Source organism: Caulobacter radicis, assembly GCF_003094615.1.
GTDB classification, from domain to species: Bacteria; Pseudomonadota; Alphaproteobacteria; order Caulobacterales; family Caulobacteraceae; genus Caulobacter; species Caulobacter radicis.
Window position 1 is genome coordinate 77,855 of sequence record NZ_QDKO01000023.1, and the last position, 24,749, is coordinate 102,603.

Sequence of the window (24,749 nt, forward strand, 5' to 3'; positions counted from 1 at the left end):
TTCCGCCCGTCACGGAGATATCGATGCGCAAGTCCATCCGAGCCCTGTCGCTCGCCGCCGCCATGGCGCTGTCCGGCGCGGCCTCCGCCCATGCGGCCGACGCCGCCGGGGGCAAACCCACCATCGTCCTGGTCCATGGAGCCTTCGCCGACGCCTCGGGCTGGAACGGCGTCGTCGGCAAGCTGTCGCGCGACGGCTACACCGTGATCGCGGCGGCCAACCCTCTGCGGGGCCTGAGTTCGGACGCGGCGTCGCTGTCGGCGCTGGTCGACTCCATCCCGGGGCCCGTCGTTCTGGTCGGCCATTCCTATGGCGGCGAGGTCATCACCGAGGCGGCCGCCGGCAAGGCGCACGTCTCGGCGCTGGTCTATGTCGCGGCCTTCCTGCCGGAGGTCGGGGAGTCGGCGTTGACCCTGTCGGCCAAGTTTCCGGGCGGCACCCTGGGCGAGACCCTGACGTCGGTGCGCCTGCCGGACGGCGGCGAGGACTTCTACATCCAGCCGGCCAAGTTCCACGCCCAGTTCGCCGCCGACGTGCCGCCGGCGACCGCGGCGCTGATGGCCGCGACCCAGCGGCCGGTGACCAAGGCCGCCCTGGCCGAACCGGCCACGGTCGCCACCTGGAAGCAGTTGCCGTCCTACGTCGTCTACGGCACGGCCGACCGCAACATCCCGGCCCAGACCGAGCGCTTCATGGCCGAACGCGCCAAGGCCCGGAAGACCGTGGCCGTCGAGGGCGGATCGCACGCCCTGATGGTCTCGCATCCCGACAAGGTCGCCGCCCTGATCGAGGAAGCCGCTTCGGCGCGATGAGCCAGGCCCCGTCCGTCGCCGGGTCGGCGGCGGACGGGGTCTTGTACGATGGCGCCGGCCGGATGAGCGCGCCCGGATCAATCCCCAAGGGCGCGCTTGCGGCAGAATGGCCGGCCACGGGGCGCCGTATGACGCCGGAGGTATCCATGAGCAGCCCAGGTCCGATCCGGATCCTCTTGCAGACGACGATCCCGACCACCGAGGACGACTGGTCGATCGCGAGGTTCAGCGCCCTGCGCGACCTGCTGTCCGGCGCGGTCGATGGCGAGGGGCGGGCGCTATACGCCGTCGAGGCGCGCGACCGCGAGGCGACGGGAGGGCCCGATCCCGTGCTCTCGCGCATGCAGGACAGCGATTTCGACCAGCTGTGGCTGTTCGCCGTGGATGTCGGCGACGGTCTGACCGAGGTGGACTGCGTCGCCGTCTCGCGGTTTCGCGAAAGCGGCGGCGGACTGATGATCGCCCGCGACCACATGGATCTCGGCTCGTCCGTCTGCACCCTGGGGGGCGTCGGCGCGGCGCACTGCTTTCACAGCAGGAACCTCGAGCCCGACGCCGCGCGTCATGTTCGCGACGACGAGGAGACCCAGGCCATCTCCTGGCCCAACTATCGCTCGGGCGCGAACGGCGACTATCAGGAGATCGTGGCGATCGCGCCGGTGCATCCCATCCTGCGCGATCCGACCTCACCGACGGGCGTGCTGCGCTACCTGCCGGCCCATCCGCACGAAGGCGCCGTCATCGCGCCGCAGGACGGCGACGCCCGGGTGATCGCCGCCGGCGCAAGCCGTACGACCGGCCGGGCCTTCAATCTCGCCGTCGCCTTCGAGCGCGGTCCCGCGGCGGGGGCCGCGCTCGCCCAGAGCACTTTCCATCACTTCGCCGACTACAACTGGGACCTGGCGGCGGGCTGCCCGTCGTTCGTGTCGGAGACGCCCGGCGAGGGCATGGCCCACGAACCCCGGGCCCTGGCCGACACCCATCGCTATATGCTGAACCTGGCGGCCTGGCTCGGAAGGCGAGGGCTGTCGGCCTAGAGTTCGATGATGCCCCTGCGGGCGGCGACGGTCACCGCATGGGTGCGGTCGGACACGTTGAGCTTGGTGAAGATGGTCTTGAGGTAGCCCTTCACCGTCTCCTCCGAGATCCCCAGTTCCCGCGCGATCTGCTTGTTGGCCTTGCCGATGGCGACCAGTTGCAGGACGGCGACCTCGCGCTCGCTGAGGCCGTCGTCGAGCACGTGGATGGCGATCTCGTCGGCGATGTTGCGATGCAGGTAGCGCCGGCCCTGCTTCACGGCGTGGATGGCGTCGAGCATCTCGGTTCGCAAGCTGCTCTTGAGCAGGTAGCCCAGGGCGCCGGCCCGCAGGGCGCGAACCGCCTGCACGTCGCCGTCATAGGTGGTCAGCACCACGATGCGGGCGTCCGGGTGCTCGTCACGGATGGCCTTTATCGCCTCGACGCCGCCCATGCCCGGCATCTGCAGGTCCATCAGGGTCACGTCCGGCTGCAGGTCGCGGAACTGGACGATGGCCTCCACCCCGTCCCGGGCCTCGCCGACGAGCACCATGTCGGTCCTGTCTTCCAGGATCGCGGCGACGCCTTCGCGCAGGATGGGGTGGTCATCGACCACGAGGATGCGGATGGGACGCGAACTCGACTCAGCCAACCTGGCTTCTCCTGAAACGACGAAGGATATCGGACAGCCACGTCCATGACGGGGCCTCGGCCACGTAGGCCAGGCGAGCCGGCAGTCGCAGGCTGATCTCGGCGCCGCCTGACGGCCGGTTGTCGATCGACAACACGCCGCCGATCCGCTGGGTTCGCTCGCGCATGCCCATCAGGCCGAAGTGACCGGGCTTGTGGCCCCTGGCGATGACGTCCGGGGGAAAGCCCACGCCGTCGTCATGGATCCGGACGCTCAGTTGATGGCGGGTGAAGCCGATCATGATCTCGACCGATTTGGCGCGGGCGTGACGGGCGGTGTTGAACAGCGCCTCGCCGGCGATCCGGCCGATCTCGCCGGCGACCAGCGGGTGCGCCGCGCGAGGGACGCCCTCCGTCGACACCTTCACGAGAACTGACGGGTCGAAGCATGCGGCGTTCGCCCGCTCTTCCAGGATCGCCGCGAGGTCGCCGGTGTTCTCGGCCGAGCGCAGGTCGCGAACCCGGTTGCGGCCGTCGATGATCACGTCGTCGGCGCGCTTCAGCGCGGATTCCATCAGGTCCCGTGCGTGGTCGCCCGGCGGCATCTTGTTGGCGATCGACTGGAAGCGCAGCACCAGGCCCTGCACGCTCTGGAGCAGCGTGTCGTGCAGTTCGCGCGCGATCCGTTCGCGCTCGCCCAGCCGGGCCTCGTGGCCGACATGGATGCGCTGCGCCACCTGGGCCATGCGCAGGCGATAGAGCAGCCACAGCAGCGCCGCGCCGAGGATCAGGCAGGCGGCGAGGAACCAGCGCGATTGAAGGAAGGTGGGCGGGATCTCGAAGGTGATCGCGGCGCCCGTGCGGTTCCAGACGCCCTCGCTGCTGGCGGCGATGACATGGAAGCGGTACTTGCCGGGCTTGAGGTTGGTGTAGAACGCTTGGCGTCGCGCGCCGGGGTCGACCCACTCCCGGTCGAAGCCTTCGAGCTTGTAGCGGACGCTGGCCTGCCTCGGATCTGCGAAGCTGAGCACCGCATAGTCTATCTCGATGCTCGACGTGCCTTCCTTCAGGCTCAGCGCGGTCGGGTCGCGATGGAGCCGTCCGCCGGCCGTCACCGACTTGATCGTCACGCCGGGAGGCAGCCCGTCCCGCGCGATGCGCCTGGGGTCCATCCACAGGACGCCGGTCTCCGTCGCCACCCACAGCCGTCCGTCGCCGCCTTGGACGAGCGAGCGCTGGCTGTGCGAGTGCGGCCGGCTGGTCAGGCCGTCGCCAAAGCCCAGCGACAGGCTCGCCGGGGCAAGGACATGGCTGGCGAAGGCCTGTTCCAGGTCCGAGCCCGAGAGCCGGACCAGGGCCCGGGGATAGGCCAGCCAGGTGTCGCCATCGGGCGTCTGCACGAGGCCGCTGATCCGGCCGCGCAGGGCGCCGCGATCGGGATTGACCGTCTCCGTCCGATCTCCGCGGAAGCGAGCCAGCCCGAAAGCGCCCGCGGCCAGGATGTCGCCTCGCGAGGTCGGGTACAGCGTCACGGCCGTGGCGTCGCGTCCGAGCTCGAGCGGCTGGAACCGCGGATGCGGCTGCTCCAGCCACGCCAGCCTGCGCAGGTCCCACTGCACGACGAGACGCCCCTGGCTGTCCCTGACCATGGTCGTCGGGCGAAAGCCGTCGCCCTGCGTGGGGGGGAACATTGTCCGCCATTGTCCCTGGCGGTAGCGCAGCAGTCCTCCGGCGGCGGCCGAAATCCAGAAGTCGCCTTCGGCGTCGAAGGCGCAGTCATAGATAATGCTGTCGGTGTCGGGACGAACCAGGGTTCTCGTCGCTTGCCCGGACTTCCAGACGACGATGCGGTCGGCGAAGGCGATCCAGACGGCGCCGTCCGGCGCCTCGCACAGGCTCTGAGGCTCGCGGATCCCGGCCAGAACGCGCTTTGGGGCGCCGCCCGGGGCGGTTCGGTAGATCGCGTCGGCCTGGCCGATGAAGACGGCGCCGTCCGAGGTCGCCAGCAGCTTGTCGCCGAAGGCCGCCGGATTGGTGAGCGCGGGTTCCGACCTCAGCGTCGCCGGTCGCAGCTTGTCGAGGCCCTTTTCCGAGCCGACCCAGATGTTGCCTTCCCTGTCCTCGAAGACCTGGCTGGTCAGGTCGGAGGACAGTCCATCCCGTCCACGGAGCGACTCGATGAGAAGCGTTCCGTCGTGGGGAGCGGCGGCCGCCCTCTGCAGGCCGCGATAGCGGGTGGCGATCCACAGATTGCCCGCTCGGTCGAAGTAGGGCGCGCCGCGGATCTGGGAGTCGTCGGTGGGGTAGGGGGACTGTACCGGCGGGGGTCCACGTCCGCCCGGGCCGGTGATGGGATAGCTGCCGCGTCGTTCCGAGAGCCAGACCCGGCCCTGCGGGTCCTGGGACAGCATGCCGTTGGCGCGCGGCGTTCGGCGCACGATCTCGAACCGTTCGGCGCCGGGCGCCAGGCGGGCGACGGAGTTGCTGAGTGAAACCCAGACGCCGCCGTCGGCCGCCACCAGTAAGCTGAGGGCGTCGTCGCGCGGCAGGCCGTCGGCGGCGGCGAACGACCGCCAGCGCCCGTCGCGCAGCCGCAGCAGCTCGGCGTCGAACACGGCGGTCAGCGCCCAGATTGTCCCGTCCTTTCCCTCGGCCATGGAGACCACGCGGTCGGGGGCGACGGGCGCCGGCAGGACCTTGAGCGCGCCGTCGCGATAGACGGCGAAGCGGCGGGATCGGGTGAAGCTGGTCCAGATGGCCCCGTCACGGGTCGCCAGCAGCGCGCTGGGCTGGTCGTGCTGCTCGTCGCCGTTCTCGGCGCCGATCCGCTCGAAGACGATGCCGTCGAAACGAAAGAGGCCCGCGCCCGTAGCCAGCCACAGATAGCCGTCGCGGCCCTGCGCCATGGCCACGATCGGCGCGGGCGCCTCGCCTTCCTCGGTCCATCTCTGGTGGGTGTAGTGGGTGATGCGGCGCGCCGGTTCGGCCGCGACCAGGGTCGTCGTCTGCAGCAGTATCGCCGCGAAAAGGACGGCCTTGATCAATCGCACAGGTGAGTTCCGCCGCTTCCCAGACTCCGAGTCTGGAGCTGACCGCATTTGCCGCCCTAAAGGACGCGGGTGGCAAGACCCGGTTGGGGGGAGCGAAGAGGCACTTGGTTGGCGCAAGTTGCGGCGCGCCGCCTCGTTCCCCTGGCGGACGGGCGCACCGCGATCGCCTGGCGTCCGGGCTCCAAGCGCTAGCGCGCTATTTCTGCCGCCGAGGCGGCGCGCCGAGGGCCAGGCCGATGGCTTCGGGCAGGAACGACAGTTTCAGCAGGTCGACCGTGACGAAGAACCCGGCCCCGCCGAGCGGCGCGGGCTGGGCGGGCTGGGGGAAGGCCGCGTAGGGCGCCATCGGACCGCCAGCCGGGCCCTCCAGGCGGGGCATGTCGGTGGTCAGGCCATAGCCGCCGGCGATGGAGATCCCAGGCGCGATCCCGAAATTGGCCATGGCGAAGGGCATGGAGACCTGCCCGTCCGGCGAGACCGACAGGGTGAAGTTCAGGCCCAGGGTCATGCTGGGCTCGCCTTCGGCGTTGCGGCTGAAGATGCCCAGGAGGTCATCGGCGCGGAAGCCCAGGCGCAGCTGGAACGGGTCGGTGGGCGACTTGGGCAGGTCGTACTGCAGGCCGGTGACCGGCGAGTGCGGGATCAGGCCCAGGACCTTGCCGAAGTCCACGCCCGACAGGCTTTCGCGCCCCTCGGGCTTGGACAGGGTGTAGATCAGCGGCGTGCCCAGGGCGACCGCGCCGACGCTGATGGCCGCCACGCGTTCGGCGCCGCTGGCCCGGTTCCAGATCGGCAGGGCCAGCGACTTGGCCATGCCCAGGGCGTAGCCCGTGGCGGCTTCGTTCTTGCCGAATTCCTCGGCCACCTTCTTCAACCCGTCGCCGACGGCCGTCTTCTCCTCCTCGGCCTTGGCTTCCTTCAGCGGCGGGGAGGGCGCCTCCAGCTGGATCGCCGGGCCGCTGCGCGACTGCTGGATCGTGTGCGCCAGCTCATGGCCCAGAAGCCGGCGGAATTCCTGGTCGCCGGGACGCCAGCGGCCGGGCGCCAGGGCGATGTCGCGGCCGGCGGCCAAGCCATGAGCGCCGTAGTCGGCGGCCACCGGCGAGTCCGGGTGGACGCGCACGCTCGACAGGTCCGCGCCCAGCCGGCGCTCGAAATAGGCTCGTTCGGATCGCGGCAGGGGCTGGCCCAGGCCAAGGCCCAGTTCGGCGGGCGCGCGATCCGGGGTGACCTTGCCCTGGACTGACGCGCCCCGCGCCACCTGATCGGCGGCCTCCTCCTGCCCACGGTCCCGGGTGGCGGGGAGACGGGGCGCGAACCGGCCGCGCGGGCGGGGGCTCATGGACCGACGGCCGCGCCGACGGCGGCGGCGGCGTCACTGTCGCGCGTCTGCAGCTTGGCCGCGCCCTTGGCCAGGGCCACGTTCAGCGCCAGCTGCTTCTCGATCACCTTCTCCTCGGCCACGCCCACATCGGCCAGGGCCGAGAGCCAGGTGTTGGCGGCCGAGGTCCATTTGCCCTGCAACACCGTGCCGTCCGGATCGGCGGCCAGGTCGGCGGCCAGGGCCGTGCGTTCGGCGACATAGCCGGCATAGGCGACGACGGCGGCGTGGTGGCTGGCCGCGCCCGTGGCGTTGGCGAGCTTTCCGGCCTGGCCGTAGTGTTCGACGGCGGCGCCCAGCTTCAAGGTGGTGTCGGCCGCGCTGCCCTGGATCTTGGCCAGCAGGGTCAGGGCCGCCGCGCGGGCGTCGGCCAGGGCCTTCTGCTTGGTGACCAGGGCGGCCTGGGCGTTGTTCAGCTGGGTCCGTTCGTTGTTGCCCAGCGCCGCGATGGCGGCGTCCAGGGTCGTGACCGCGGCCACGCCCTTGCTGTCGAGATTGGCTTCGGTGACGCTGTTGGCGGTCGCCACGGCGGTCTTCAGCGTGGCGGCCTGCGCGTCGGCCAGGGGAGGGTGGTCGCCGTCCGTACGCGCGGCCACGACAGCGGCAAGGGCGCCGTTCCGCGCGGTCAGGGCGCTGGTCACCGTGGCGCCGTCGGCGGCGATCAGGGCCTGTTCGGCGGTGATGCGCGCGGCGAGGGACTGGACGGCCGCCGCGGCAGATCGTGTCGCGGCCGCGACCGCCGAGGCCTGCCCGCCCTGCGCCACCGCGGCGGCCAGCGAGGTCTGCAAGGCGGCCTGCTCGTTCGAGATCTGGGCCAGAACGGTGTTGATGTCGGTCATCAATGTGCTCCTGTGGACCAGGACGGCGCGGGCCGCCCTTTCTTGGCGAACTCATTGCGGATGGCGGCGGACAGCAGCTCGGCCGTGATCTGGCCGGAGCCGTCGGCCGCGGCGTAGGCGGCGGCCAGGGCGGCGTTGCGGATCTCCCCCCCGGTCAGGTCGAATCGCTCGGCGACGAGGTCGAGATCGACGCCTTCGTCCACGCGACCGGTCGGCAGGTGGGCCGCCCATAGCCGCCGCCGCTGGCCTGGGCCGGGACGGGGCATGGACAGCATCAGGTCGAAGCGCCGCAGGAAGGCTGAATCGACCCCCTGGGCCGCGTTGGTCGCCAGGACGGCCAGGCCCTCGAAGGCCTCCAGCCGTTGCAGCAGGTAGTTGACCTCGATGTTGGCGTAGCGGTCGTGGGCGTCCTCGACCGCCGTGCGCTTGCCGAACAGGGCGTCGGCCTCGTCGAAGAACAGCATGGCCGCGAAGCCCTCGGCCGAGGCGAACAGCTCGGCCAGGTTCTTCTCGGTCTCGCCGATGTATTTGGAGACCACCAGCGACAGGTCGACCCGGACCATCGGCAGGCCCAGCCGCGTGGCCATGGCCTCGGCGGCCAAGGTCTTGCCGACACCGGAATCGCCCGAGAGCAGCGCGATCAGGCCGCGCGGCGCATAGGACATGCCCCAGCGGAACCGCACGGGGACGCGCAGTCGATAGCGCTGGATCAGCTCCTCCAGGCGCGCGCCGGTGGTCTCGTCCACCACCAGCCGCGACCAGCTTGTGGCGCTGGCCGTCACCGTGGCCATCCGGACGGGACGCGGGGGCGCGTGGGCCAGGCGGGCTTCGGCGACGCCCGCCATGCCGCCGGCCCGCGCCGCCAGGGCCGCGATGTCGGCGCGGGTCATCCAGGTCTGGTTGGCCAGGATGTCGGCCTCTTCGGCCGTCAGGTCCGGCAGGGCCGCCCGCCAGGCCTGCGCCTGCTCCAGCGGATCGGGCGGGGGCAGGACGACGCGGGTCGGCGGCGGATCGGCGGCCGAGGTGCGCACGTGCAGGCGTGGCGAGGCCAGCAGCACGATGGGCGCCGGCGGCAGGTCGACCGGGCCCGCCAGCTCGCTCGTGGAAGACATCGCCAGGGCGCCGGCCCCGTCGGTCGCCAAGGCCACCAGGGCCAGGTCGCGCCAGGGCGGTTCGCCGGCGACGACGGGGGCGTCGAACACGGTCAGGGCCTGCTTGCGGCGCTGGGCGGCGGCCGCCAGCACGCCCTTGCCGCGCTCCGGATCGCCGGCCAGGTGCAGCAGGGGGCCATCGGGGGCGCTCAGCGCCAGCGCGGTCGCGTCCACGGTGGCCGTGAGGCTGTCCGGAAGCGGGGAGGGGGCGACGGGACGCGCCGTCCAGCCGCCGGGCAGTTGGGCGGGGGTGGTCCCGTCCAGCAGGGCCAGGAGGGTCGAACCGGGATCGAGCAGGCGTTCGGTCACGGGCTGCAATGGATCGGCCAGGGTCAGCAGGCCGTGCCGCCAGAGCGGACCGCGCCACAGCGCCGCCCGGGCCGGCGCGGGGATGGGGTCATCGCCCAGCAGCAGTCGCAGCGCCAGGCCGCCCGGAAGCCTGGGCTGACCGGCGATGTCGACGATCGTCTGTCGCCCCCGGTCGTCCAGGCAGGGCAGCAGCGCCAGGCCCAGAAGGTCCAGGTCGAAGGCCGACAGCCCGCAGCCGCGCGCGATCCGGCCCAGCGGATGAGACGACTGGCTCAGGTCCGCGAACAGCGCGTCGCCGGCCGCGGCTGCCGTCGCGGCCAGGTTGGCGGCGTCGACCGGGCCGGCGGGACCCGACGTCAGGGATCGCGCGAAAGCCTCGAGCGCCGGATCGGAGCGACGCAGCAGGATGCGGGCCGCCGCGATCACGGCGAGCCGCAGGACGGGATCCTCGTGCGCTCCAGGCCCGGTCACGGCGACTCCACTCCATCATAGTGGAACCGGACAGTCCGGCCGATCCAGGGCAGCCAGCCGGGGTCGATGTCCCAACCCGCGCGACGCAGCGCGATGTCGGCGGTGGCCAGCGGCCAGGCGATGTCGGCGCTCCAGGATGTCCAGGACAGCCGTCCAGGCCGGAGCGCTAGGCGCGCCAGAGCGCCTTCGGGCGTGTCGCCGAACGGGTCGACATCGCCGTAGAGGCGTCTTGTCGCCCCCGGGGCCCAGGCGACGCCTTCGGGGGCGCGGGCCATGAGCCGATCCAGGCGGGCGTGGGCCTGCGGGTCGGGGCTCAGTTCGTCGAGCGGACCGTCCGGGGGCTGGGCGCCGGCGAAGATCGTCAGAACGGGCCGATCGCGTTCGAGCGTCACGCGCCGTGCGGCGGGCGACAGCGGCGCGGTGATCCGGTGCAGGGCGGCCAGACCCAGCGACAGCAGGGCCTGGCGCAGGGCGTCGCCATGCAGATCGTCCAGCAGGCCCGACACGCCCAGGGGACGCAACAGCAGCAGCAGGCCGCCGGCTGTCACCGGAACGCCGGCCGCCGTTTGGGGCGGGGCGCGCTCGGCGGTCGCGGACGGTTCCAAGGTGGGTAAAGCCGCGAGGCGGGGCTCGGCGCTCGTCTCCGATGACGTCCGGAGCGGGGGCGCAAGCCCGGACGTCGCGGGAGGGGGCGGCTCGGCGGCGGACAGGATCCGGTCAGCGTCGCCGCGGGCGAGGATCGGCGTCCAGGCCGCGCCATACGTCATCCAGGCCGCCAGCCGATAGAGGTTCCTCTGGTCGATCGCGATGCCGTGGATCGCCGCCGCCACTGGACCCGGCAGGTCCGGCGGGTCGGGGCTTTCCTGGGCGAGGGGAGCCTGGGGCGCGGCGGTGGGCGATCCTGCCTTCAGGGTGTCGCGGACGGCGCCGCGCAGGCGCGCCAGGAGTTGGGCGGCCAGCCGTCCTTCCTGGCTGGGGCTCAGCAGGCGCGGCAGGTCCGGCGCTGCGACCAGCAGGTCCAGCAGGAGGGCGGCCGCGCGCGCGGGGGCGCGATCGATCCATTCCGACAGGATGGCGGCGGCGTTGGTCGGACCCAGGGCGTCATGCCACCAGGGCTCCGGCTCGCCGGTCGCCGCGGCGCGCAGCCAAGCGATCTGCGCGGTCCAGGGATCGGTGAAGACGGCGATCTCGTCCGACCCGGACGCGCCGCCTGCCCCCGCCGTTCCCAATTCCAGGCTCGGGGTCGTCGCCTCAGCATCACGCAGGGCGCGCATCACCGCCTCGACGATCGCTTCGGCCCAGCCACGCGCCAGGTCGTCGACGTCGATGTCGGCGCCGATGCGCAGGCGCAGCTTCACCTTCGGCAAGCCGATCACCACGGTCTCGTCGACGCCCGCGGCGGTCAGGGCGCGGGACAGGGCGACGTCGAGCGCGTTCGACAACCTGCGCGCGGCCTTGTCCACCAGCGGGGCGACGGCCAGGGCCGTCTCGGCGTCCGGATTGACGACCCGGCTGGACAGCTTGCGGATGGTGAGCGCGGCCATCGCCCGGCCGTCAGCCGCGTTTGACGAAGAAGCGCGTCGCCGACGCGGCCTTCGACGCGCCCAGCATCGTCGCCACGGTGGACGCGTGGTCGAGATAGGCCTTTGCCGCCGCATTGTCGCCGACCTCGGTCCGCACCGCCTTCACGGCCTTGGTCAGGTCGCCCTTGGCGCCGGTCAGGGCCGTCTTCAGCTTGTCCGAGACGCCGGCGGGCGCGGCGACGGCCAGGCCTTGGCTGACCTCGACCGACCGCTTGGCCTGGGCGGCGTAGGCGGTGCGGAAGCGGGCGTAGTTCTGGGCTCCGCCCAGCAGGGCCGTGGCCTCCTCGGGCGAGCGGGAAAGGACCTCGCCGACAGTCAGCTCGCTCTTCACGCTTGGCGCCAGCTGCTGGACCGTCTTCTCGCCGGTGGCGTCGCGGAGCTTGGCGTAGAGCTGGGCGGCGTCGGCGTTGGCGAAGACCGGCGTGCCTTCGGCCAGGACGGCGTCCTCGGTCGTCTGGGCCGGGGCCACGGCCAGGGCCTCGGCCGTCTTGGCGCCCTGACCGATCTGCTGGACCAACGCCTCGGTCTGGTCGGCCGAGCGCGTGGCGGCGAACATCTGCACCACCTGGAAGCCCGGATAGACCGCCGCGTAGGAATCGGCGACGCGATCCACGGCGGCTTGCCGGCGCTGGGCGGGGTCGCGGATGGTGGAGGTCAGGGCCTTGTCCTGGGCGTCGACCTGGGCCTGGAAGGTCTCGGCGCGTCCGGCCACCGCCAGGTCGGGCACGCTCAGCGGCAGGGCGCGGGACATGATCGCCTGGATGTCCGGATGTTCCAGTATGGCGTCGGCCATCACCTGTTTTTCCTGCGGCTGGGCCTTGTAGGCCATGCGCATGCTGTAGGTGGTCATGTATTGGGCCGGCGCCGCGACCGCGGCCGGGGCGCCGCCGACGCCAGTCGTCGGGTCGAGCTCCTTCTCGGGAGGCGCATAGGCCTGCAGCGCCATGTCGATCATGAACTGGAACATCTCCAGCAGCATGAACAGGACGTCCAGCAGCACCAGGCGCTGCTTGACGTAGACCACGAAGTGACGAGGCAGCATCTCGCGCCCGGTCCGACCTTGACGGATGCCGGCCAGCTCCATCGCCGCAAGCAGGGGCGAGGCGGCCGCGCCCCAGTCGGCCGCCTGGTCCTGGGCGTCCTCGGCGACGATCCCCAGGATGGGATGCTTGCGCACCAGGCCCTGCAAGGGGACCATCAGCTTGACGATCTCGATGCGGCGATTGACCAGGTCGTCCAGCCCGATGGTGAAGAAGGCGGTGATCAGGTCGATCAGGCCGTTGCCGCTCTTCTTGCCGCCGACGTCGCCGTTGAGCATCTCGACCAGCTGGCGGATGATCGGGTGCAGCGTCGGCGGGCGGTCCAACTGGACGGGATCCTTGTCGAAGACGTTGGACAGGTCCTCCAGGATGTCGTCGTCGTGCAAGGCCACGACGCCGTAGGTCGTCACGTTGGTCCCACGGAAATAGGTCTTGGCCTGGGTCAGGGCCGAGGCGATGTAGCCCGACACCATTCCAGCCTTGGTCCCGCCGGCCGCCAGCACCTTGTCCAGCGCCGAATTGCCTGTGTTGGGGTCCTGGCTCGCCACCTGGCGCGCGGCGTAGTCGGGATCGATGGGCAGGAAGCCGATCGGCGGGATGTGCCTGAACCCGCGCCTCAGCAGGTCGTAGTCCAGCACATGGCCGTCGCGGTTCTGCGGCAGGACGGCCAGGCTGTCGGCCAGCATGCACTGGAACTGGTGGATGCGCGCCCAGGCCGCGGCGCGCGGGGGCGCGCCGAAGGTGTTGCGATGGGCGGTCTCGGCGGGCGTGGAGACGATGCCGCGCCGGGGGATCCAGGGGTCGATCCACAGCGCCGTGCCGTCCTCGCCCAGATAGACCATGGCCAGGGCGACGGCGGCGGTGTCGCGTCGGCCGGGGCCGGTCCCCTGGCAGAAGCCGTCGTCGGTGGCGAAGGGCGGGTCCCACCGATGGATCAGCGAGTGTTCGAAGACATCGAAGAAGTAGGACGACAGGACGCCGCGCAGGTCCCAGGGCGACCGAACCGTGTCGTCCTCGGGCACGTCGACGGGGAACCGCACCAGGCTGAGGCCGAAGCCCCCTTGCCAGGCGTCGCTCTGGCAGGTCGAGGGCGGGCCGTCGCCGCACACCGTGCCATAGACCTTGGCGTCGCCGCTGGGCTGTTCGGCCGCCTCGATGATCAGCAGGTAGGGACCAGGCCGCAGGGCCTGCGACCCGCCGGTCGGGCCGCCCGCATCGGGCGCCAGGCAGACGCACGGCGCGAACTGCGCCCCCGCGCCCACCACCCGGCGCGGCTTGGCCTTCTGCAGGGCGATCAACTGGTCGAGCTTGAAGGTGAACTTGGTTGGGACCAGCAGGGGCCGGCCGATCATGTCGAAGGCCAGGCCGGCGTGCAGGGTGATCGGCGTTTCGGTGCTCACCCCGCCCTGCCGGGGTCCTTCGGCATGGTAGTCGGTGGCGTTGATCCCTTCGGCCGTCAGGCCCAGCCCCCAGGCCACGCCGGGCATCAGGGCATGTGCGTCCAGCCGGGCGCGGTAGTCGAAATAGGCGTCCTGCCGGCGCAGCGCCTCGGCGGTCATGAAGCGGCCGTTGAACCAGTTGGTCCGCAACAGGCTGTTCCAGCCGTTGACGTCGCCGCCCGGCGCGGCGGGGAAGCCCGTATAGTCGGTTCCGCCATAGCCCCACTTCCCAACGAAGGCGGCGAAACTGGCCTCCTCGGTGGTGGAGAGTTCGGCGTCCGAATTGGACAGGCGCTTGGCGATGGCGCGCAACAGGGCCTGTTCGCTCGCGAGGTTCTGGCTTCCAAGCATGGCGTCGGCTCCCTGCGGGCCCTGGTGGGGATGGCTCTTCATGGCGTGAAGACGCCGATGACGACCGCGTCGCGGCCGCGTCCGGGAGGGGGCGCGGGCTCGTCGGTCAGGCCGGCCAGCGGCCGGTTGTGCGTGTCCAGGATGGGGCGCGCCCCGCCGCCGGACAGCACCAGCTGATAGGTGGCGCCGCCGGACCAGTCCTCGTTCACCTTGAAGGTGATCACCGGTCCGGCCACGGTCGGGACGGCCGTCGCCGGGGCGGTCCAGGCGCCGCCGTTCAGCTTGAACAGATGAACGGAATCGGCGGTCACGGTTCCGGCCTGGACGTCGCCCGTCAGGGTGGCCGTGACGATCGTCTTGCCGGCGTCGCCGCCGGTTCCCGCCGCGACCGCCACCGTCTCCAGGGCGAAGGCCGAAGCCGCGGCCGGGCCGATCAGCCGCAGGCCGGTGGCCAGGCTGGCCACGGTCTGGACGTCGGGCAGCAGGGCGCGGACGGACGTGTCGACGGCGTCGATGTCGGTGGTCTCGGCGGGCGAGCCGACGGGCTTGAGGTCGACGATCGCCAGCAACACCTTGGCGTCCTGCGGATACGACCAGAGCTGCTCGGGATGCGGCGGCGCGTCGGTCAGCAGGGCCTGCAGCCGCGCCCGCAGCCCGACCGGCTCCTTCAGGGCCGGCCAGTCGCGCGACAGGGCGTGCGGATCGGACGGCGGCGCAGCCTCCAGGCACAGGCGATAGCTGTCCAGCACTCGGCTGTAGACCAGGGAATTGTCGGCGTCAGAGCAGGGCTGGGCGATGGCCGGCGTCTGGGCCGATAGGCAGGCGCGGTAGCTGAGCACGGCGTAGCAGCGGCGCGCGTCGCCGTCCGGGTCGTCCGGCGGCGGCGACAGGTCCGACCAGAAGCTCTCGTTGTTGGCCAGGCCCGTGACGTCCAGGCAGATGGGCTCGGGCACGAAGATCTCGCGCCCGAGGGGATCGATCGCCAGGCCTGGCGTGCAGATCAGTTCCACCGCCGGCGGATCGGCGATGGTCTTGGCGATCACGTCCAAGCCGCAGACCACCCCCGAGCCGTGCAGCAGGGCGTTGCGCAGACGGGCGCGCAGCAGGTGGTAGCGCTGCTCGCTGACGAAGTCGTCGGCGCCCAGCAACTGGCCGTAGCTGTAGCGTGGCCGGGCGAAGGGATCGCCAGGCAGCGCGGGGTCGGTTCCCTCCAGCGGCGCGAAGGTCGCCGCGTCGACCGTGTCGGTCATGGCTTCCCGGTCCTCTCCTGGTTAAGTCGGTCGCCGGTCCGGAAGCGCGTTTCCGGCTCGGCCCGTCCCAGCGTGTTGTCGGCGCCCAGCACCGCGGTTCCCAGCAGCGCCGGCTCGAAACAGGGCGTCTCGCCTAGCCGCGACAGGCCCACCAGGCTGCCGCCGACCCGGAAGCCGGCGTCCATCCAGCACAGGGCATGAAGGGTATGGGCGGGCTTGTTGGCCTCGATCGCGTCCTGGATCACCGCTTCCAGCACGGGGGTCCGCGCGCGGGACAACACCACGGTGAAGCGGTGGGCGAAGCGCCGCACGAAGCGGGCCAGCGGGTCGGTTTCCAGCGGATAGGGCGGATCGTCCGGCGGACAGGGCTGTCCGCCCGCGGCGCGGATCATCGCCCGCCGCAGCATCAGGGCCGCGTAGTCGGCTTCCAGTTCGGCGTCGGCCGGGTCCTCGCTGGCGCCGCCCGCGTCGGCGTCGCCCAGTTGCAGGCCCGAGCCGAGGATCGGCGAAAGCTGGCCCACGAAGGCGGCGCTCTGCCGGCGCATGCGGAAGCCCTCGACGATGATCGCGGGCGCGCCGGACAGGATGGAGATCAGCCGGGTCAGGCCCGGGACGGTGCCGCGCCGCTCGTATAGCCAGCAGGCCTCGGACAGCAGCTGGCGGCGGACGGCCTCGTCCAGGCGCTGGTCGAAGGTGATCGCCGCGTAGCTGGCCAGCCAGGCCAGGGCCTCGGGCGGGGCCAGCCGGGGATCGGCCAGCTGGCGCAGGATGCTGATCCGGCCGTCGATCTCGGTGATCCAGCCCTCGAAAAGGGCCAGGGCGCGGTCGGAAGCGTCGGCCGCCACCGGATCGGCGCGCCAATAGGCGGGCAGCACCTCCAGCAGGGATGGGCGCGGGAAACTGGCCCGCAAGGCCAGCACGGCGGGGCTGCGCCGCTCGGCGCCGGTCAGCCGGACGCGAAGCCACAGATAGCGGCCGGGCGGCGCCTTGATCAGGCCCTCCAGGGTGACCTGGGGCCAGGGCGCGACGGCGTCGGACCGGACCTGCGCGTAGGGCTCCTCCGAGGGGCGCGTGATCCGTTCCGGCGGATCGGGGATGTCGGCCTGGGCGCTGCGAACGTCCAGCACGCCCAGCGGCGTCCAGCCGGCTTCGTCCGCGGTCAGCGACCCCAGGGGCGGCCAGGGGGCGTCGATGTCGACCGGCGTGGCCGGCGCGCTGACGTCGGCCGGCGGTCGGGGCGGCCGGCGCACCGGGAACGGCGGCAGGCTGTCGGCGGTCTTGGTCTCCAGCGTGACGGTCGCGCCCGGCGGAATGCAGGCGTCGACGAACACCCGATGCCAGGGACAGGCGAAGATCTCGCTGTCCAGGGCGTAGGTCTCGACGAAGCCCTCGGTCTCGACCGGCGCCTCGCGGGCATAGAGAGCGCGGGCGCCGTCGGCGGTGCTGGCGAAGACCTGGTCGCCTTGCCGCCACAGGGCCCGCCCGTCCACGCCTCGCACGCCGAAGCTGGAGATCATGGTTGGGCCGTCGACGGGCGACAGGCCGTAGCTGACGAAGCGTGTTTCGGTCGGCGATCCGGGCGCGCCCCTCGGCTCGCCGACCATGATGGTGTTCGGACCGATCACCAGCAGGAAGACCGGCGCGGTCAGGGCCGGCAGCCCATGGACGGTCAGGCCGTCGGGCGTCACGATCGCCAGCTTCGGGCCCGGCAGCAGGACGACCAGCAGGTCGAACTCGGGATCGGCCGCCACCGCGACGGCGGGGGCGGGCAGTGGCGCGGCGCCCCATACCCCGCCGAACGGCTGGACCAGCAGGCGATCACCGTCGGTCACGGCCGCGCACCAGTCGCTGCAGACCACCTGGTCCGGCGCGGAGGCGCCCGGCGGGGTCTGGGTGTCCAGCAGGGTCAGGTCGGGGGACAGCACGCGCAGCCGGGGCGGGGCGCGATCCAGCAGCCAGACCCGCCCGGCGGCGTCGCGGGCGATGTCGACGGGCGCGGCCGGATCGGCCGGCGGCGTGGCCGGCTGGAAATCGAACGGTCCGGGCGTGGGCCGGCGCACGCGGGCGCGGGGGAGGGGCAGGGCGCGCCAGGTTCCGCTCGCGCCGCCCTTCAGTGCCAGCAGGCCCAGCGCCGGATCGGCCAGCAGCACCGCCGCCTCGGCGCAGAGGTCGGGCGGGCAGGGCGCGACGGCGGCGCCGCCGCGCGACGCCAGCCAGGGCGCGGGATCGGCCGCCTCGACCGGCCGCGTCGCCTTCGGCGCCAGCATGACCCGGGCGGGCTCGGGGGCGATGCGTGTGCGATCGAAATCGCAGCGCCGCCACATCGCCGGTCCGGTCAGGTGCGCGAAGGCGGGCTGGCGCATGGCTAGCACTCCTCCTGTTCGACCGGCACGGCCACGCCGCCGACGGGCGGATCGGGATCGGGGTCCAGCGAGGGCACGGTCGGGCCGATGGCGACGCCGACCTTGCGGATGACGGGCAACTGCCATTTCTGGAGCGGCACGCTCTGGGTCACCACGTCCCGCACGCCGTCGGGACCGATGGCCACGCCCTGGACGACCACCTCGTTGACGATGGCCACGCCCTGCACCCGCAGGGCCGCGGCTTCGGCGTCGCGGTCACGCACCGCCCGTCCGAACGGCCAGCCCTCGCCGTCGGGACCATAGGGCGGCAGGGGGGCGAAGTGCTGCCTCAGGGCCAGCTCGACCCAGCGCCGCAGGGTCTCCTCGCCGACGCCGGCCTGGGCGTCCACGGCGATGGCGATGTCGACGTCGACATATTCGGGCGCGGTGACATAGAGCTCGGTGGTCACCAGCCGGCGCGGCTCCAGCCAGGCGCACACCTTGCGCAGCACCTCCCGGTCGGGCGTGGGCGTGTCGGGCGTCACCAGGTCCTGGGCCGGCAGCACGATCAGGGTGACCACGCCGGGAATGCCGTCGGCCCGTTCGAAGGGCTTGTGGCGCGCCAGCACCTGGGCGCGGCCGATCATCGCCCCCGGCGTTTCCAGCGCGATGTCGGCGAAGTCGTCGGCGCACACGGCCCGGTCGCGGGCCCGCAGGACCTTGGGGATGCGGGCCTGGGCCTGGGCCTCGGTCTCGGCGTCCTGACCGCCCGCCGCGGGCAAGGGGTTGGTCGCCCGCAGCGGGGCCCCCCGCACGCGCGAGACGCCTCCGGCCCCGACATTGCCCTTGGCGCCGCCTCCGTGGCGATAGGCCAGCACCCGGATCGCCTGGCCGGGCAGGGGCATGCGGCCATGCACGCCGTCGCCGAACGTCACCGTCCCGTCGGTCGGGTCCAGGGCGTAGAACGGGTCGTCCGGCCCGGCCAGGGCCAGGTCGTCCACCCGCGTCCAGGCCGCCCAACCCGCCTCGGTGCGCACCTGGATGACCTCGCTGTCCTGGATCACCGGCGTCTTGGACAGGCTGACGGTCTGGCCGGCGCGGCCCTGGCCGGCGCCCAGCATTTCCGGAGGCGCGGTCACCGCCTGTTCGGCCATGACCATGTTGGCGTCGACCAGCCGCACCTGGATGGGCGGATCGGCGTCGTCGATCCGCCGCACCCGGATCCAGGCCAGGACCCGCGCCGCCAGGTCGGGATCGTCCAGTCTGGGCGGCAGGCCGCCCACGCCCAGCAGGTCCTCGTCGGGAATGTCGAAGCTGCCGGCCCGCCAGTCGCCGAACGGCAGGGACCCGTCGCCGCCGGCCTCCGGAATCCGCAGACGCAGCGTTCCGGCTCGGCCCAGCCCGTCGGTGTCGTCCGCCTCGACCGCGAGGCGGCGATAGGCGATCTTGTCGACACGCCTAGCCGCGCCCGAGAAGCCGCCGGTCGAGATGTCGTAGCGTACGGGCCAGCGCGCCGGCGAACTGCCGGCATCCGGGCAGCGCAGCGCGTCGGCGGGACCGCACAGGGCGTCGTCGGTGCGCACGCCCAGGCTGATCACCCGGCCGGCGATCTTGCGCCGCACCAGGTCGAGCGTCGCGGCGGGATCGCCGGTGTCCAGCGCCTTCAGCACCGCGGCCGGCGCCAGCAAGGCCAACCACAGGGCGCCGTCCACCGTGGACGAAGGCGCGGTCGAGGTCGACGGCGGCAAGGCTCCGCCCTTGGGCGCGGGCAGCGGCGTGGTCTTGTAGGCGGTCAGGGCCGGGGCCGCGCCCAGATGATCCTTCAGCAGCTGTTCGACCGAGGCCTGGCCCTCGGGCGGGGCGGCGCCCTCGTAGGGGCGCTTGACGTAGCCGGCCAGTTCGACCGGCAGGACGGTGATCTCGTCGGTGGCCTGGAACAGCACGTCCCCGGCGGCGAATTGCAGGCGCGGGGCGGTGGGCGAGAAGTCGGGCGTCACCGGATCGACCGCGCCCTTCTGCAGGTCGACCCGCACCTGGACCCGCGCGACGCTGGCCGGGCGGGGCGGGATGTTCAGCAACTGCAGGAACGCCAGCTTCGACGCCTCGGGCGCACGGTTCAGCCGATACAGCAGGTTGTCGCCCAGGAAGGCGAACAGTTCGAGCAGGGCGATGCCGGGGTCGGTGGGATTGTAGTCGGTCCATTCCGGCGAGTGGACGGGGATGCGCCGGATCAGCTCGGCCCGCAGGTCGGCATAGCCGCGATCGTCCAGGCGAGGAGGGGTCAGGGCCATCTCAAGCCGCTCCTGCGTCGAGATAGAAGGGATAGACCAGGCTGCGGGGGCCGGGATCGGGCGGGACCCGGTAACGGACGTCGATGCGCAGCAGCGTCGGCTCGCGCGGATCGGCCGCGACCCTGACGTCCTCGAGGCGGATCCGGCCCTCGTCGCGCGACAGGGCGTCGGCGACGGCCTTCTGGATCTGGGCCCGGGTCTCCAGGCTGTTGGGCTGGAAGAGGAAGCGCCGCAGGCCCGCGCCGAAGACGGGGCGGCCGATCCGCTCGCCCGGCTCGGTCAGCAGCACCGCGCGCACGGCCTGGTCGACCGCGTCGACGCCGGCCACCCAGCCCCAGCCCTGGCCGGTGACGGGGGGAAAGCGCAGGCCCACGCCCAATCTGTTGGATCGCGCGCTCATGACTTCTTCGGGACCGGTATGGGGATGCAGAACTTCAGCAGCAGCATCCAGGTGAAGCCCGGCAAGGCGATCAGTATGCTGAAGATGATGCTGAACAGGATGAAGGCGCAGATCGTGATCACCGGGATCGCGAAGCTGCAGATCCAGCCCACGCCCCAGGCGCGCGAGGTGTCCTTGGGATCGTCGCCGACGTTGTAGCCGGAGTTCGGCGGGGTGTTGAACCCGGCGAACGGCTTGGCGCGGGCCTTGGCGATGCGGGGGATGTCGCGCACCAGCTTGGCCAGGTCCGGCAGCTGGATCGTCACCGGCTTGGCGCCCAGGATGTCGGTGGGCTCGGCGATGGTGAAGGGCTCGGACCGGCCGGTCCAGACCAGTTTGGCTTTCTCGCAGGGCGTGTGGCCCGCCACCCGCGCCCAGCACCACACGGCGAAGACGTTGTCGTGGTCGTAGCGCAGCCGGTGCGCCCTGGCGCGGCCCCGGGACTCGGCCACGGCGACGGGCACGCTGTCGGTGTAGCTGGCGGCCACCGTCTGGCGCATCGCATCGAAGGTCGCGGCCTGGGGCGTCGGGCCGGGAAAGACCAGCAGGCCGCGGGCGGGCTGCTCGAACAGGTCCAGGCCGAAGGTTCGCAGCCGGTGGATCGGATCGTTTGGCAAGCCGAACGCGCCGGTGATCGCGGGCGCGATCTCGTCGACGATCAACTTGGCCAGCCGGGTCTCATAGGCGCTGCCGCCGGCGGCCCCGGCCTCGTCCAGCGGGCTGAACAGCGCTTCCAGCGCCAGGGCCGCGCGGTGCACGGCGTCGGCGTTGGCCGGTTGGGAGCGGTTCAGCGGCGACCAGGTGGGCACGGCCTCGGCGGGGCTGGTCACCGTGTCCAGCCCGTAGATCGCCTCGATCTCGACCGAAAGGGCGCCGGTCGTCGCGGCGGGCGTCTGGTAGGTGACGCCCTTGAACGTCAATGGCGTCACGGCCGCGAGAGCGGCGGTGTCGGCCTCGCCGAACATCTGGGCGTGCAGATTGGCCAGCAGGGCCAGGCGGAAGGCGCGCACCCGCAACAGGGCCACCGCCATGACGCCGCGCGCGATCACGGCCAGCTCGGCGTCGGTGCTGGGCGCGCCGGTCGGGATCAGCACCCCGTCGATCGCCCGGCGCAGGCGATCGCGGATCAGCACCCGCCAGTCGGACAGGCGCGCGCTGAAGCTGAGGGCGACGGTGGGGTTGCCGCTGGCCCATTGGGCCGAATGCTCGGCTTTGGACCAGAAGGTGGTCGGGTCGCCGGTCGGGCCGATCACGCCCGCCGACGGCGCCAGGGCCGCGAAGCCGTCGGCGATCACCTTGCGCACCACGTCTCGCAGGGTCGCGTCCAGGGTCGAGCTGGGGATCATGCCGAACGACAGGATGGAATTGCGCGCGGCGGCGACCTGCGCGTCGGTCGGCGCGCTGCGCGTTACGGTCAGGGCCAGCAGGTTGGACAGCGCCGCGCGGATGGCGGCGCGTTGGCCAGGCGCGTCGGACCAGGCCGCGGTCAGCCGAGCGTCGGTTTCGGCGGCCATGGCCGCGGCGATGTCGGCGGCCAGGGCCGGAGGGGCCTCGTCCTGGACCTGCTCGGCGGCCGAGAGCACCGGCAGGAGGCCATAGAGCGTGCTGTGGGCCGCCGCGCCGGCCACCGTGGCGGGCAGCAGCGACAACCGCGCGCTGTCCAGCGCCGTGGGCAGGGGCGTCTCGGCCTTCAGCTCCAGTCGCGCCTTCAAGGTCGCGTCCTGTCCGCCCCAAGCGGAGGCGGGGATGGCTTCGGGATCGGCCGGCAGGCCGCCCGCCAGCTCGAACCAGACGCCACGCTTGCCGTCGACACTGATCCAGTCTTCCCAGCGCTCGCCGGCGGGATCGCGCACCAGCCGGCGCACCACCGCGCCCGAGCCCAGGATCCGGGACCTGGCGACCCGGGGCCAGCCCTGGCGCTCGCACAGCAGGTCGAAGGCCACCAGGGTGAAGCGCAGGTGCAACGGCAGGTACAGCTTGCGCAGCCATGCCGGGTCGCCATGCGGTATCCCGTCGGCGTCGAGCACGCCCGCCGCCTCGGTCTCCGGCTCGACGGCCAGGGGTGGGGCGCGCCGCACCGAGGTCGGATGGAGCCGGGTCCCGACCGCGTCCAGCATCGAGGCCGGCGGTTCGGCCCAGTCGCGCCAGGCCAGCAGGCGGGGCAGGCGCTCGGGCGCGGCGGTCCCGGCCAGGAAGTCTTCCATGAAGTCCGCCCCGTCGAACGACAACAGGGGCGGGCTAGCGGCGAGCGCCGGATCGCTGGTCGGCGGCGCGGCAGGATCGCGCAGGAAGAAGGGCGGCGCGGTGACCAGGATCTCGCGCGAATCCCTGCGCGTCGCCGGCACGGTCAGCCGGCGGGCCGGGGCCAGGGCGGCGCTCACCACACGTTCCCGGCGCCGGGGGTGTAGGAGGACGAGACCACGCTGTTGGTGATCACGGTGTCGGCCTTCACCACGCCCGAGAATTTCGACATCGCCGCGTCCACGGTGACCATGGAGGCGGTCACCTTGACCATCGCGGCCTGCACCTCGCAGTTGGCGTTGGCGGTGATCTTCACATTGCCGGCCGCGTCGATGACCACGCTGGCGCCGTTGGAGTGGCTGACGGTGATCTTGCCGCCGCTGGCGTCGTCCAGGGTCAGCTCGTGGCCGCCCTGGGTCTTGACCTGGACCTTGGTCGCGCCGTCGGTGTCGTCGAAGGTCAGCTTGTGCCCCGACCGCGAGGTGAAGCTGCGCACGTCGTTGTTGGCGTTCATCGTCTCCGGCGGCGAGTCCTCGCCGTTCCAGAGCGATCCGATCACCACCGGCCGGCGGGGATCGCCCGCCTCGAAGGCCACCAGCACCTCGTCGCCGGGCTCGGGGATGAACCAGGTTCCGCGCGAGGCGCCGGCCAGGGCCGTGGACAGCCGCGCCCAGGCCTGGGCGGACGGGCCGTCGTCGTCGCCGACGAAGGGCAGCTCGATCTTCACCCGGCCCTGTTGATCGGGGTCCTGGACATCGCGGACCAGGGCCGGATAGACGCCGGCCAGTCGAGGGCGGGCGAACGGCAGGACGACGCCCTTGGGGTCGCGCGCGATCATGATGGATCTCCCAGCTCGGCGCGGCAGGCTTCGAAGTGGGTGCGGTAGCCGTAGCTCATGTCGAAGGCGTGCCGGACCGAGGTCAGCTGGTAGACGCCCGAGAAGAAGGCGCCGAGGTCGACCAGTTCCACCCGGCTTCCGACCTTGAGGTTGGGATCGCCGTTGGCCACGCCCCGGCCCCGTACGAAGTTGCGGGCCCGGCGCTGCATGGCGCCCTTGGCCAGGGCGCGGGCCTCGTCCGGCGTGGCCGGCGCTTCCAGGTGCAGGTCCTCGACGACCTCGGGCCAGATGTCGGCCAGGATCTCCGGTCCGGTGCGACCGCCCGATCCGGCAGCGGCGCGGGCGTCGTCGCTGTCCGACTGTTCGTGGATCGCCTGCTTGGCGGACACGTCCCAGCCGTGCACCCGGACCTTGGTCCGCTGGTGGGCCAGGTCGGCCAGCACGGTGAAGCGCAGCAGCTCGTTGTAGTTGGACATGCGGATCGGCGGATCGGCCGCGGCGCTGCGCGCCTCCACCGTCAGGGCCCGGTCGTCGAGGACCAGCAGGCCGTCGCTGACCGCCGCGCGCTCGCGCAGCAGCTCCAGGTCGCTCTGATTGACCTGCAGGTGCTGCACGTAGCTTGGTCCGTCGACCTGGGCGGTGGGGGTCAAGCCGGCGTCGGACGCCGCCTGCCGCAGCATGTCGGCGTCGCTGGCGTTCTCGAACACTCGGGTGCGTCGCCGCATGCGCAACGGCGCCAGGGCGTCCTCGGCGTGGAGCACCAGCTCGGGTTCGCGCGCCTCGGGGAACTCGCCGCCCAGGGCGGTGATCACGCCCTTGAACACCGTGACGGCCGCGCCGGCGGGCTGGAAGGCGATCTCGATGGCCTTGCCCAGGTCCAGCACCTGGCGGTCGAAATACAGGAAGTCGACGGGCTTGCCCTCGGACGGGCGGTCCAGGTTCAGGAAGACGGCTTCCAGGCTCGACAGGCCCGTGTCGTCGGCATGGGTCTCCAGGCGGAAGCAGCCGCGGCCGAGCGCGGCGATCTCCCGACCGTCCACCTTGAAGATGGGCTGGCCCGAGGACAGGAATTGCCCGCCGTCGGCGCTCATCGGTCCACCGCCAGGCGCAGATAGCGCTCCAGTTCCTCGACCAGCAGTTCACGGACGATGGCCCGTAGTTCCTCGACCCGCACCTCCTGGGCGGGCGCGGGCCCCGCCTCGGCGCCGGCGCCCCGATCCTTCGACGGATCGACCACGAGCTCGCTGGAGATTTCGCCGATGGTGACGCCCATGG

17 protein-coding genes are annotated in these 24,749 nt (G+C 72.2%); 2 read left to right on the forward strand and 15 right to left on the reverse strand.

What is annotated here, in order from left to right; all coding sequences use genetic code 11:
* The first annotated feature begins 23 nt into the window (after positions 1-23).
* The gene (locus DDF62_RS14660; RefSeq protein WP_116489780.1) at positions 24-812 is read left to right on the forward strand and encodes an alpha/beta fold hydrolase; all 789 of its coding nucleotides are present in this window, start codon (positions 24-26) and stop codon (positions 810-812) included.
* 146 nt (positions 813-958) lie between these two features.
* Positions 959-1,849, forward strand: coding sequence for a hypothetical protein (locus DDF62_RS14665; RefSeq protein WP_116489781.1), 891 nt, complete (start codon positions 959-961; stop codon positions 1,847-1,849).
* Here DDF62_RS14665 and DDF62_RS14670 read toward each other — a convergent pair.
* The 15 genes from DDF62_RS14670 to DDF62_RS25620 form a co-directional block, all read right to left on the reverse strand.
* Positions 1,846-2,481, reverse strand: coding sequence for a response regulator (locus DDF62_RS14670; protein ID WP_116489782.1), 636 nt, complete (start codon positions 2,479-2,481; stop codon positions 1,846-1,848). The genes DDF62_RS14665 and DDF62_RS14670 overlap by 4 nt on opposite strands.
* Positions 2,474-5,509 (reverse strand): ligand-binding sensor domain-containing protein, encoded by a 3,036-nt coding sequence (locus DDF62_RS14675; protein ID WP_425267053.1) that lies wholly within the window; start codon positions 5,507-5,509, stop codon positions 2,474-2,476. Before DDF62_RS14675 ends, DDF62_RS14670 begins: the two co-directional genes overlap by 8 nt.
* Positions 5,510-5,705: 196 nt before the next feature.
* The gene (locus tag DDF62_RS14680; RefSeq protein ID WP_116489784.1) at positions 5,706-6,851 is read right to left on the reverse strand and encodes an eCIS core domain-containing protein; all 1,146 of its coding nucleotides are present in this window, start codon (positions 6,849-6,851) and stop codon (positions 5,706-5,708) included.
* Positions 6,848-7,729, reverse strand: a complete 882-nt coding sequence (locus DDF62_RS14685; protein ID WP_116489785.1) for a hypothetical protein — start codon at positions 7,727-7,729, stop codon at positions 6,848-6,850. The genes DDF62_RS14680 and DDF62_RS14685 overlap by 4 nt, the downstream gene beginning before the upstream one ends.
* Entirely contained in the window at positions 7,729-9,660 is a 1,932-nt protein-coding gene (locus tag DDF62_RS14690) for an ATP-binding protein (protein ID WP_133244928.1), read from the reverse strand. Before DDF62_RS14690 ends, DDF62_RS14685 begins: the two co-directional genes overlap by 1 nt.
* Positions 9,657-11,204 (reverse strand): hypothetical protein, encoded by a 1,548-nt coding sequence (locus DDF62_RS14695; protein ID WP_116489787.1) that lies wholly within the window; start codon positions 11,202-11,204, stop codon positions 9,657-9,659. The genes DDF62_RS14690 and DDF62_RS14695 overlap by 4 nt, the downstream gene beginning before the upstream one ends.
* A 10-nt stretch (positions 11,205-11,214) precedes the next feature.
* Positions 11,215-14,073, reverse strand: coding sequence for a hypothetical protein (locus DDF62_RS14700; RefSeq protein ID WP_133244929.1), 2,859 nt, complete (start codon positions 14,071-14,073; stop codon positions 11,215-11,217).
* A 38-nt stretch (positions 14,074-14,111) separates the two neighbouring features.
* The gene (locus tag DDF62_RS25610; RefSeq protein ID WP_165832253.1) at positions 14,112-15,323 is read right to left on the reverse strand and encodes an Ig-like domain-containing domain; all 1,212 of its coding nucleotides are present in this window, start codon (positions 15,321-15,323) and stop codon (positions 14,112-14,114) included.
* Entirely contained in the window at positions 15,320-17,686 is a 2,367-nt protein-coding gene (locus DDF62_RS14710) for a phage tail protein (RefSeq protein WP_116489789.1), read from the reverse strand. Before DDF62_RS14710 ends, DDF62_RS25610 begins: the two co-directional genes overlap by 4 nt.
* Before the next feature lie 2 nt (positions 17,687-17,688).
* Positions 17,689-19,956, reverse strand: coding sequence for a putative baseplate assembly protein (locus tag DDF62_RS14715; RefSeq protein WP_116489790.1), 2,268 nt, complete (start codon positions 19,954-19,956; stop codon positions 17,689-17,691).
* A 1-nt stretch (position 19,957) separates the two neighbouring features.
* A complete protein-coding gene (locus DDF62_RS14720) occupies positions 19,958-20,356 on the reverse strand; it encodes a GPW/gp25 family protein (protein ID WP_116489791.1) in 399 nt (132 codons plus the stop codon).
* Positions 20,353-22,776: a hypothetical protein gene (locus DDF62_RS25615; protein ID WP_165832254.1), complete on the reverse strand. Its 2,424-nt coding sequence runs from the start codon at positions 22,774-22,776 to the stop codon at positions 20,353-20,355. The genes DDF62_RS14720 and DDF62_RS25615 overlap by 4 nt, the downstream gene beginning before the upstream one ends.
* Positions 22,773-23,474: a phage baseplate assembly protein V gene (locus DDF62_RS14730; protein ID WP_058346236.1), complete on the reverse strand. Its 702-nt coding sequence runs from the start codon at positions 23,472-23,474 to the stop codon at positions 22,773-22,775. Before DDF62_RS14730 ends, DDF62_RS25615 begins: the two co-directional genes overlap by 4 nt.
* Complete coding sequence (locus DDF62_RS14735; RefSeq protein WP_116489792.1) at positions 23,471-24,565, reverse strand: phage late control D family protein; 1,095 nt, start codon at positions 24,563-24,565, stop codon at positions 23,471-23,473. Before DDF62_RS14735 ends, DDF62_RS14730 begins: the two co-directional genes overlap by 4 nt.
* Positions 24,562-24,747: a hypothetical protein gene (locus DDF62_RS25620; RefSeq protein ID WP_165832255.1), complete on the reverse strand. Its 186-nt coding sequence runs from the start codon at positions 24,745-24,747 to the stop codon at positions 24,562-24,564. The genes DDF62_RS14735 and DDF62_RS25620 overlap by 4 nt, the downstream gene beginning before the upstream one ends.
* Between the last annotated feature and the right edge of the window lie 2 nt (positions 24,748-24,749).

What these genes read in the sequence shown, in the direction of transcription:
- DDF62_RS14660 (WP_116489780.1), top strand. Translation starts at nt 24, where the DNA reads ATGCGCAAGTCCATCCGAGCCCTGTCGCTCGCCGCCGCCATGGCGCTG.
- DDF62_RS14665 (WP_116489781.1), top strand. Translation starts at nt 959, where the DNA reads ATGAGCAGCCCAGGTCCGATCCGGATCCTCTTGCAGACGACGATCCCG.
- DDF62_RS14680 (WP_116489784.1), bottom strand. Translation starts at nt 6,851, where the DNA reads ATGAGCCCCCGCCCGCGCGGCCGGTTCGCGCCCCGTCTCCCCGCCACC.
- DDF62_RS14685 (WP_116489785.1), bottom strand. Translation starts at nt 7,729, where the DNA reads ATGACCGACATCAACACCGTTCTGGCCCAGATCTCGAACGAGCAGGCC.
- DDF62_RS14695 (WP_116489787.1), bottom strand. Translation starts at nt 11,204, where the DNA reads ATGGCCGCGCTCACCATCCGCAAGCTGTCCAGCCGGGTCGTCAATCCG.
- DDF62_RS14700 (WP_133244929.1), bottom strand. Translation starts at nt 14,073, where the DNA reads ATGCTTGGAAGCCAGAACCTCGCGAGCGAACAGGCCCTGTTGCGCGCC.
- DDF62_RS25610 (WP_165832253.1), bottom strand. Translation starts at nt 15,323, where the DNA reads ATGACCGACACGGTCGACGCGGCGACCTTCGCGCCGCTGGAGGGAACC.
- DDF62_RS14710 (WP_116489789.1), bottom strand. Translation starts at nt 17,686, where the DNA reads ATGCGCCAGCCCGCCTTCGCGCACCTGACCGGACCGGCGATGTGGCGG.
- DDF62_RS14715 (WP_116489790.1), bottom strand. Translation starts at nt 19,956, where the DNA reads ATGGCCCTGACCCCTCCTCGCCTGGACGATCGCGGCTATGCCGACCTG.
- DDF62_RS14720 (WP_116489791.1), bottom strand. Translation starts at nt 20,356, where the DNA reads ATGAGCGCGCGATCCAACAGATTGGGCGTGGGCCTGCGCTTTCCCCCC.
- DDF62_RS14730 (WP_058346236.1), bottom strand. Translation starts at nt 23,474, where the DNA reads ATGATCGCGCGCGACCCCAAGGGCGTCGTCCTGCCGTTCGCCCGCCCT.
- DDF62_RS14735 (WP_116489792.1), bottom strand. Translation starts at nt 24,565, where the DNA reads ATGAGCGCCGACGGCGGGCAATTCCTGTCCTCGGGCCAGCCCATCTTC.
- DDF62_RS25620 (WP_165832255.1), bottom strand. Translation starts at nt 24,747, where the DNA reads ATGGGCGTCACCATCGGCGAAATCTCCAGCGAGCTCGTGGTCGATCCG.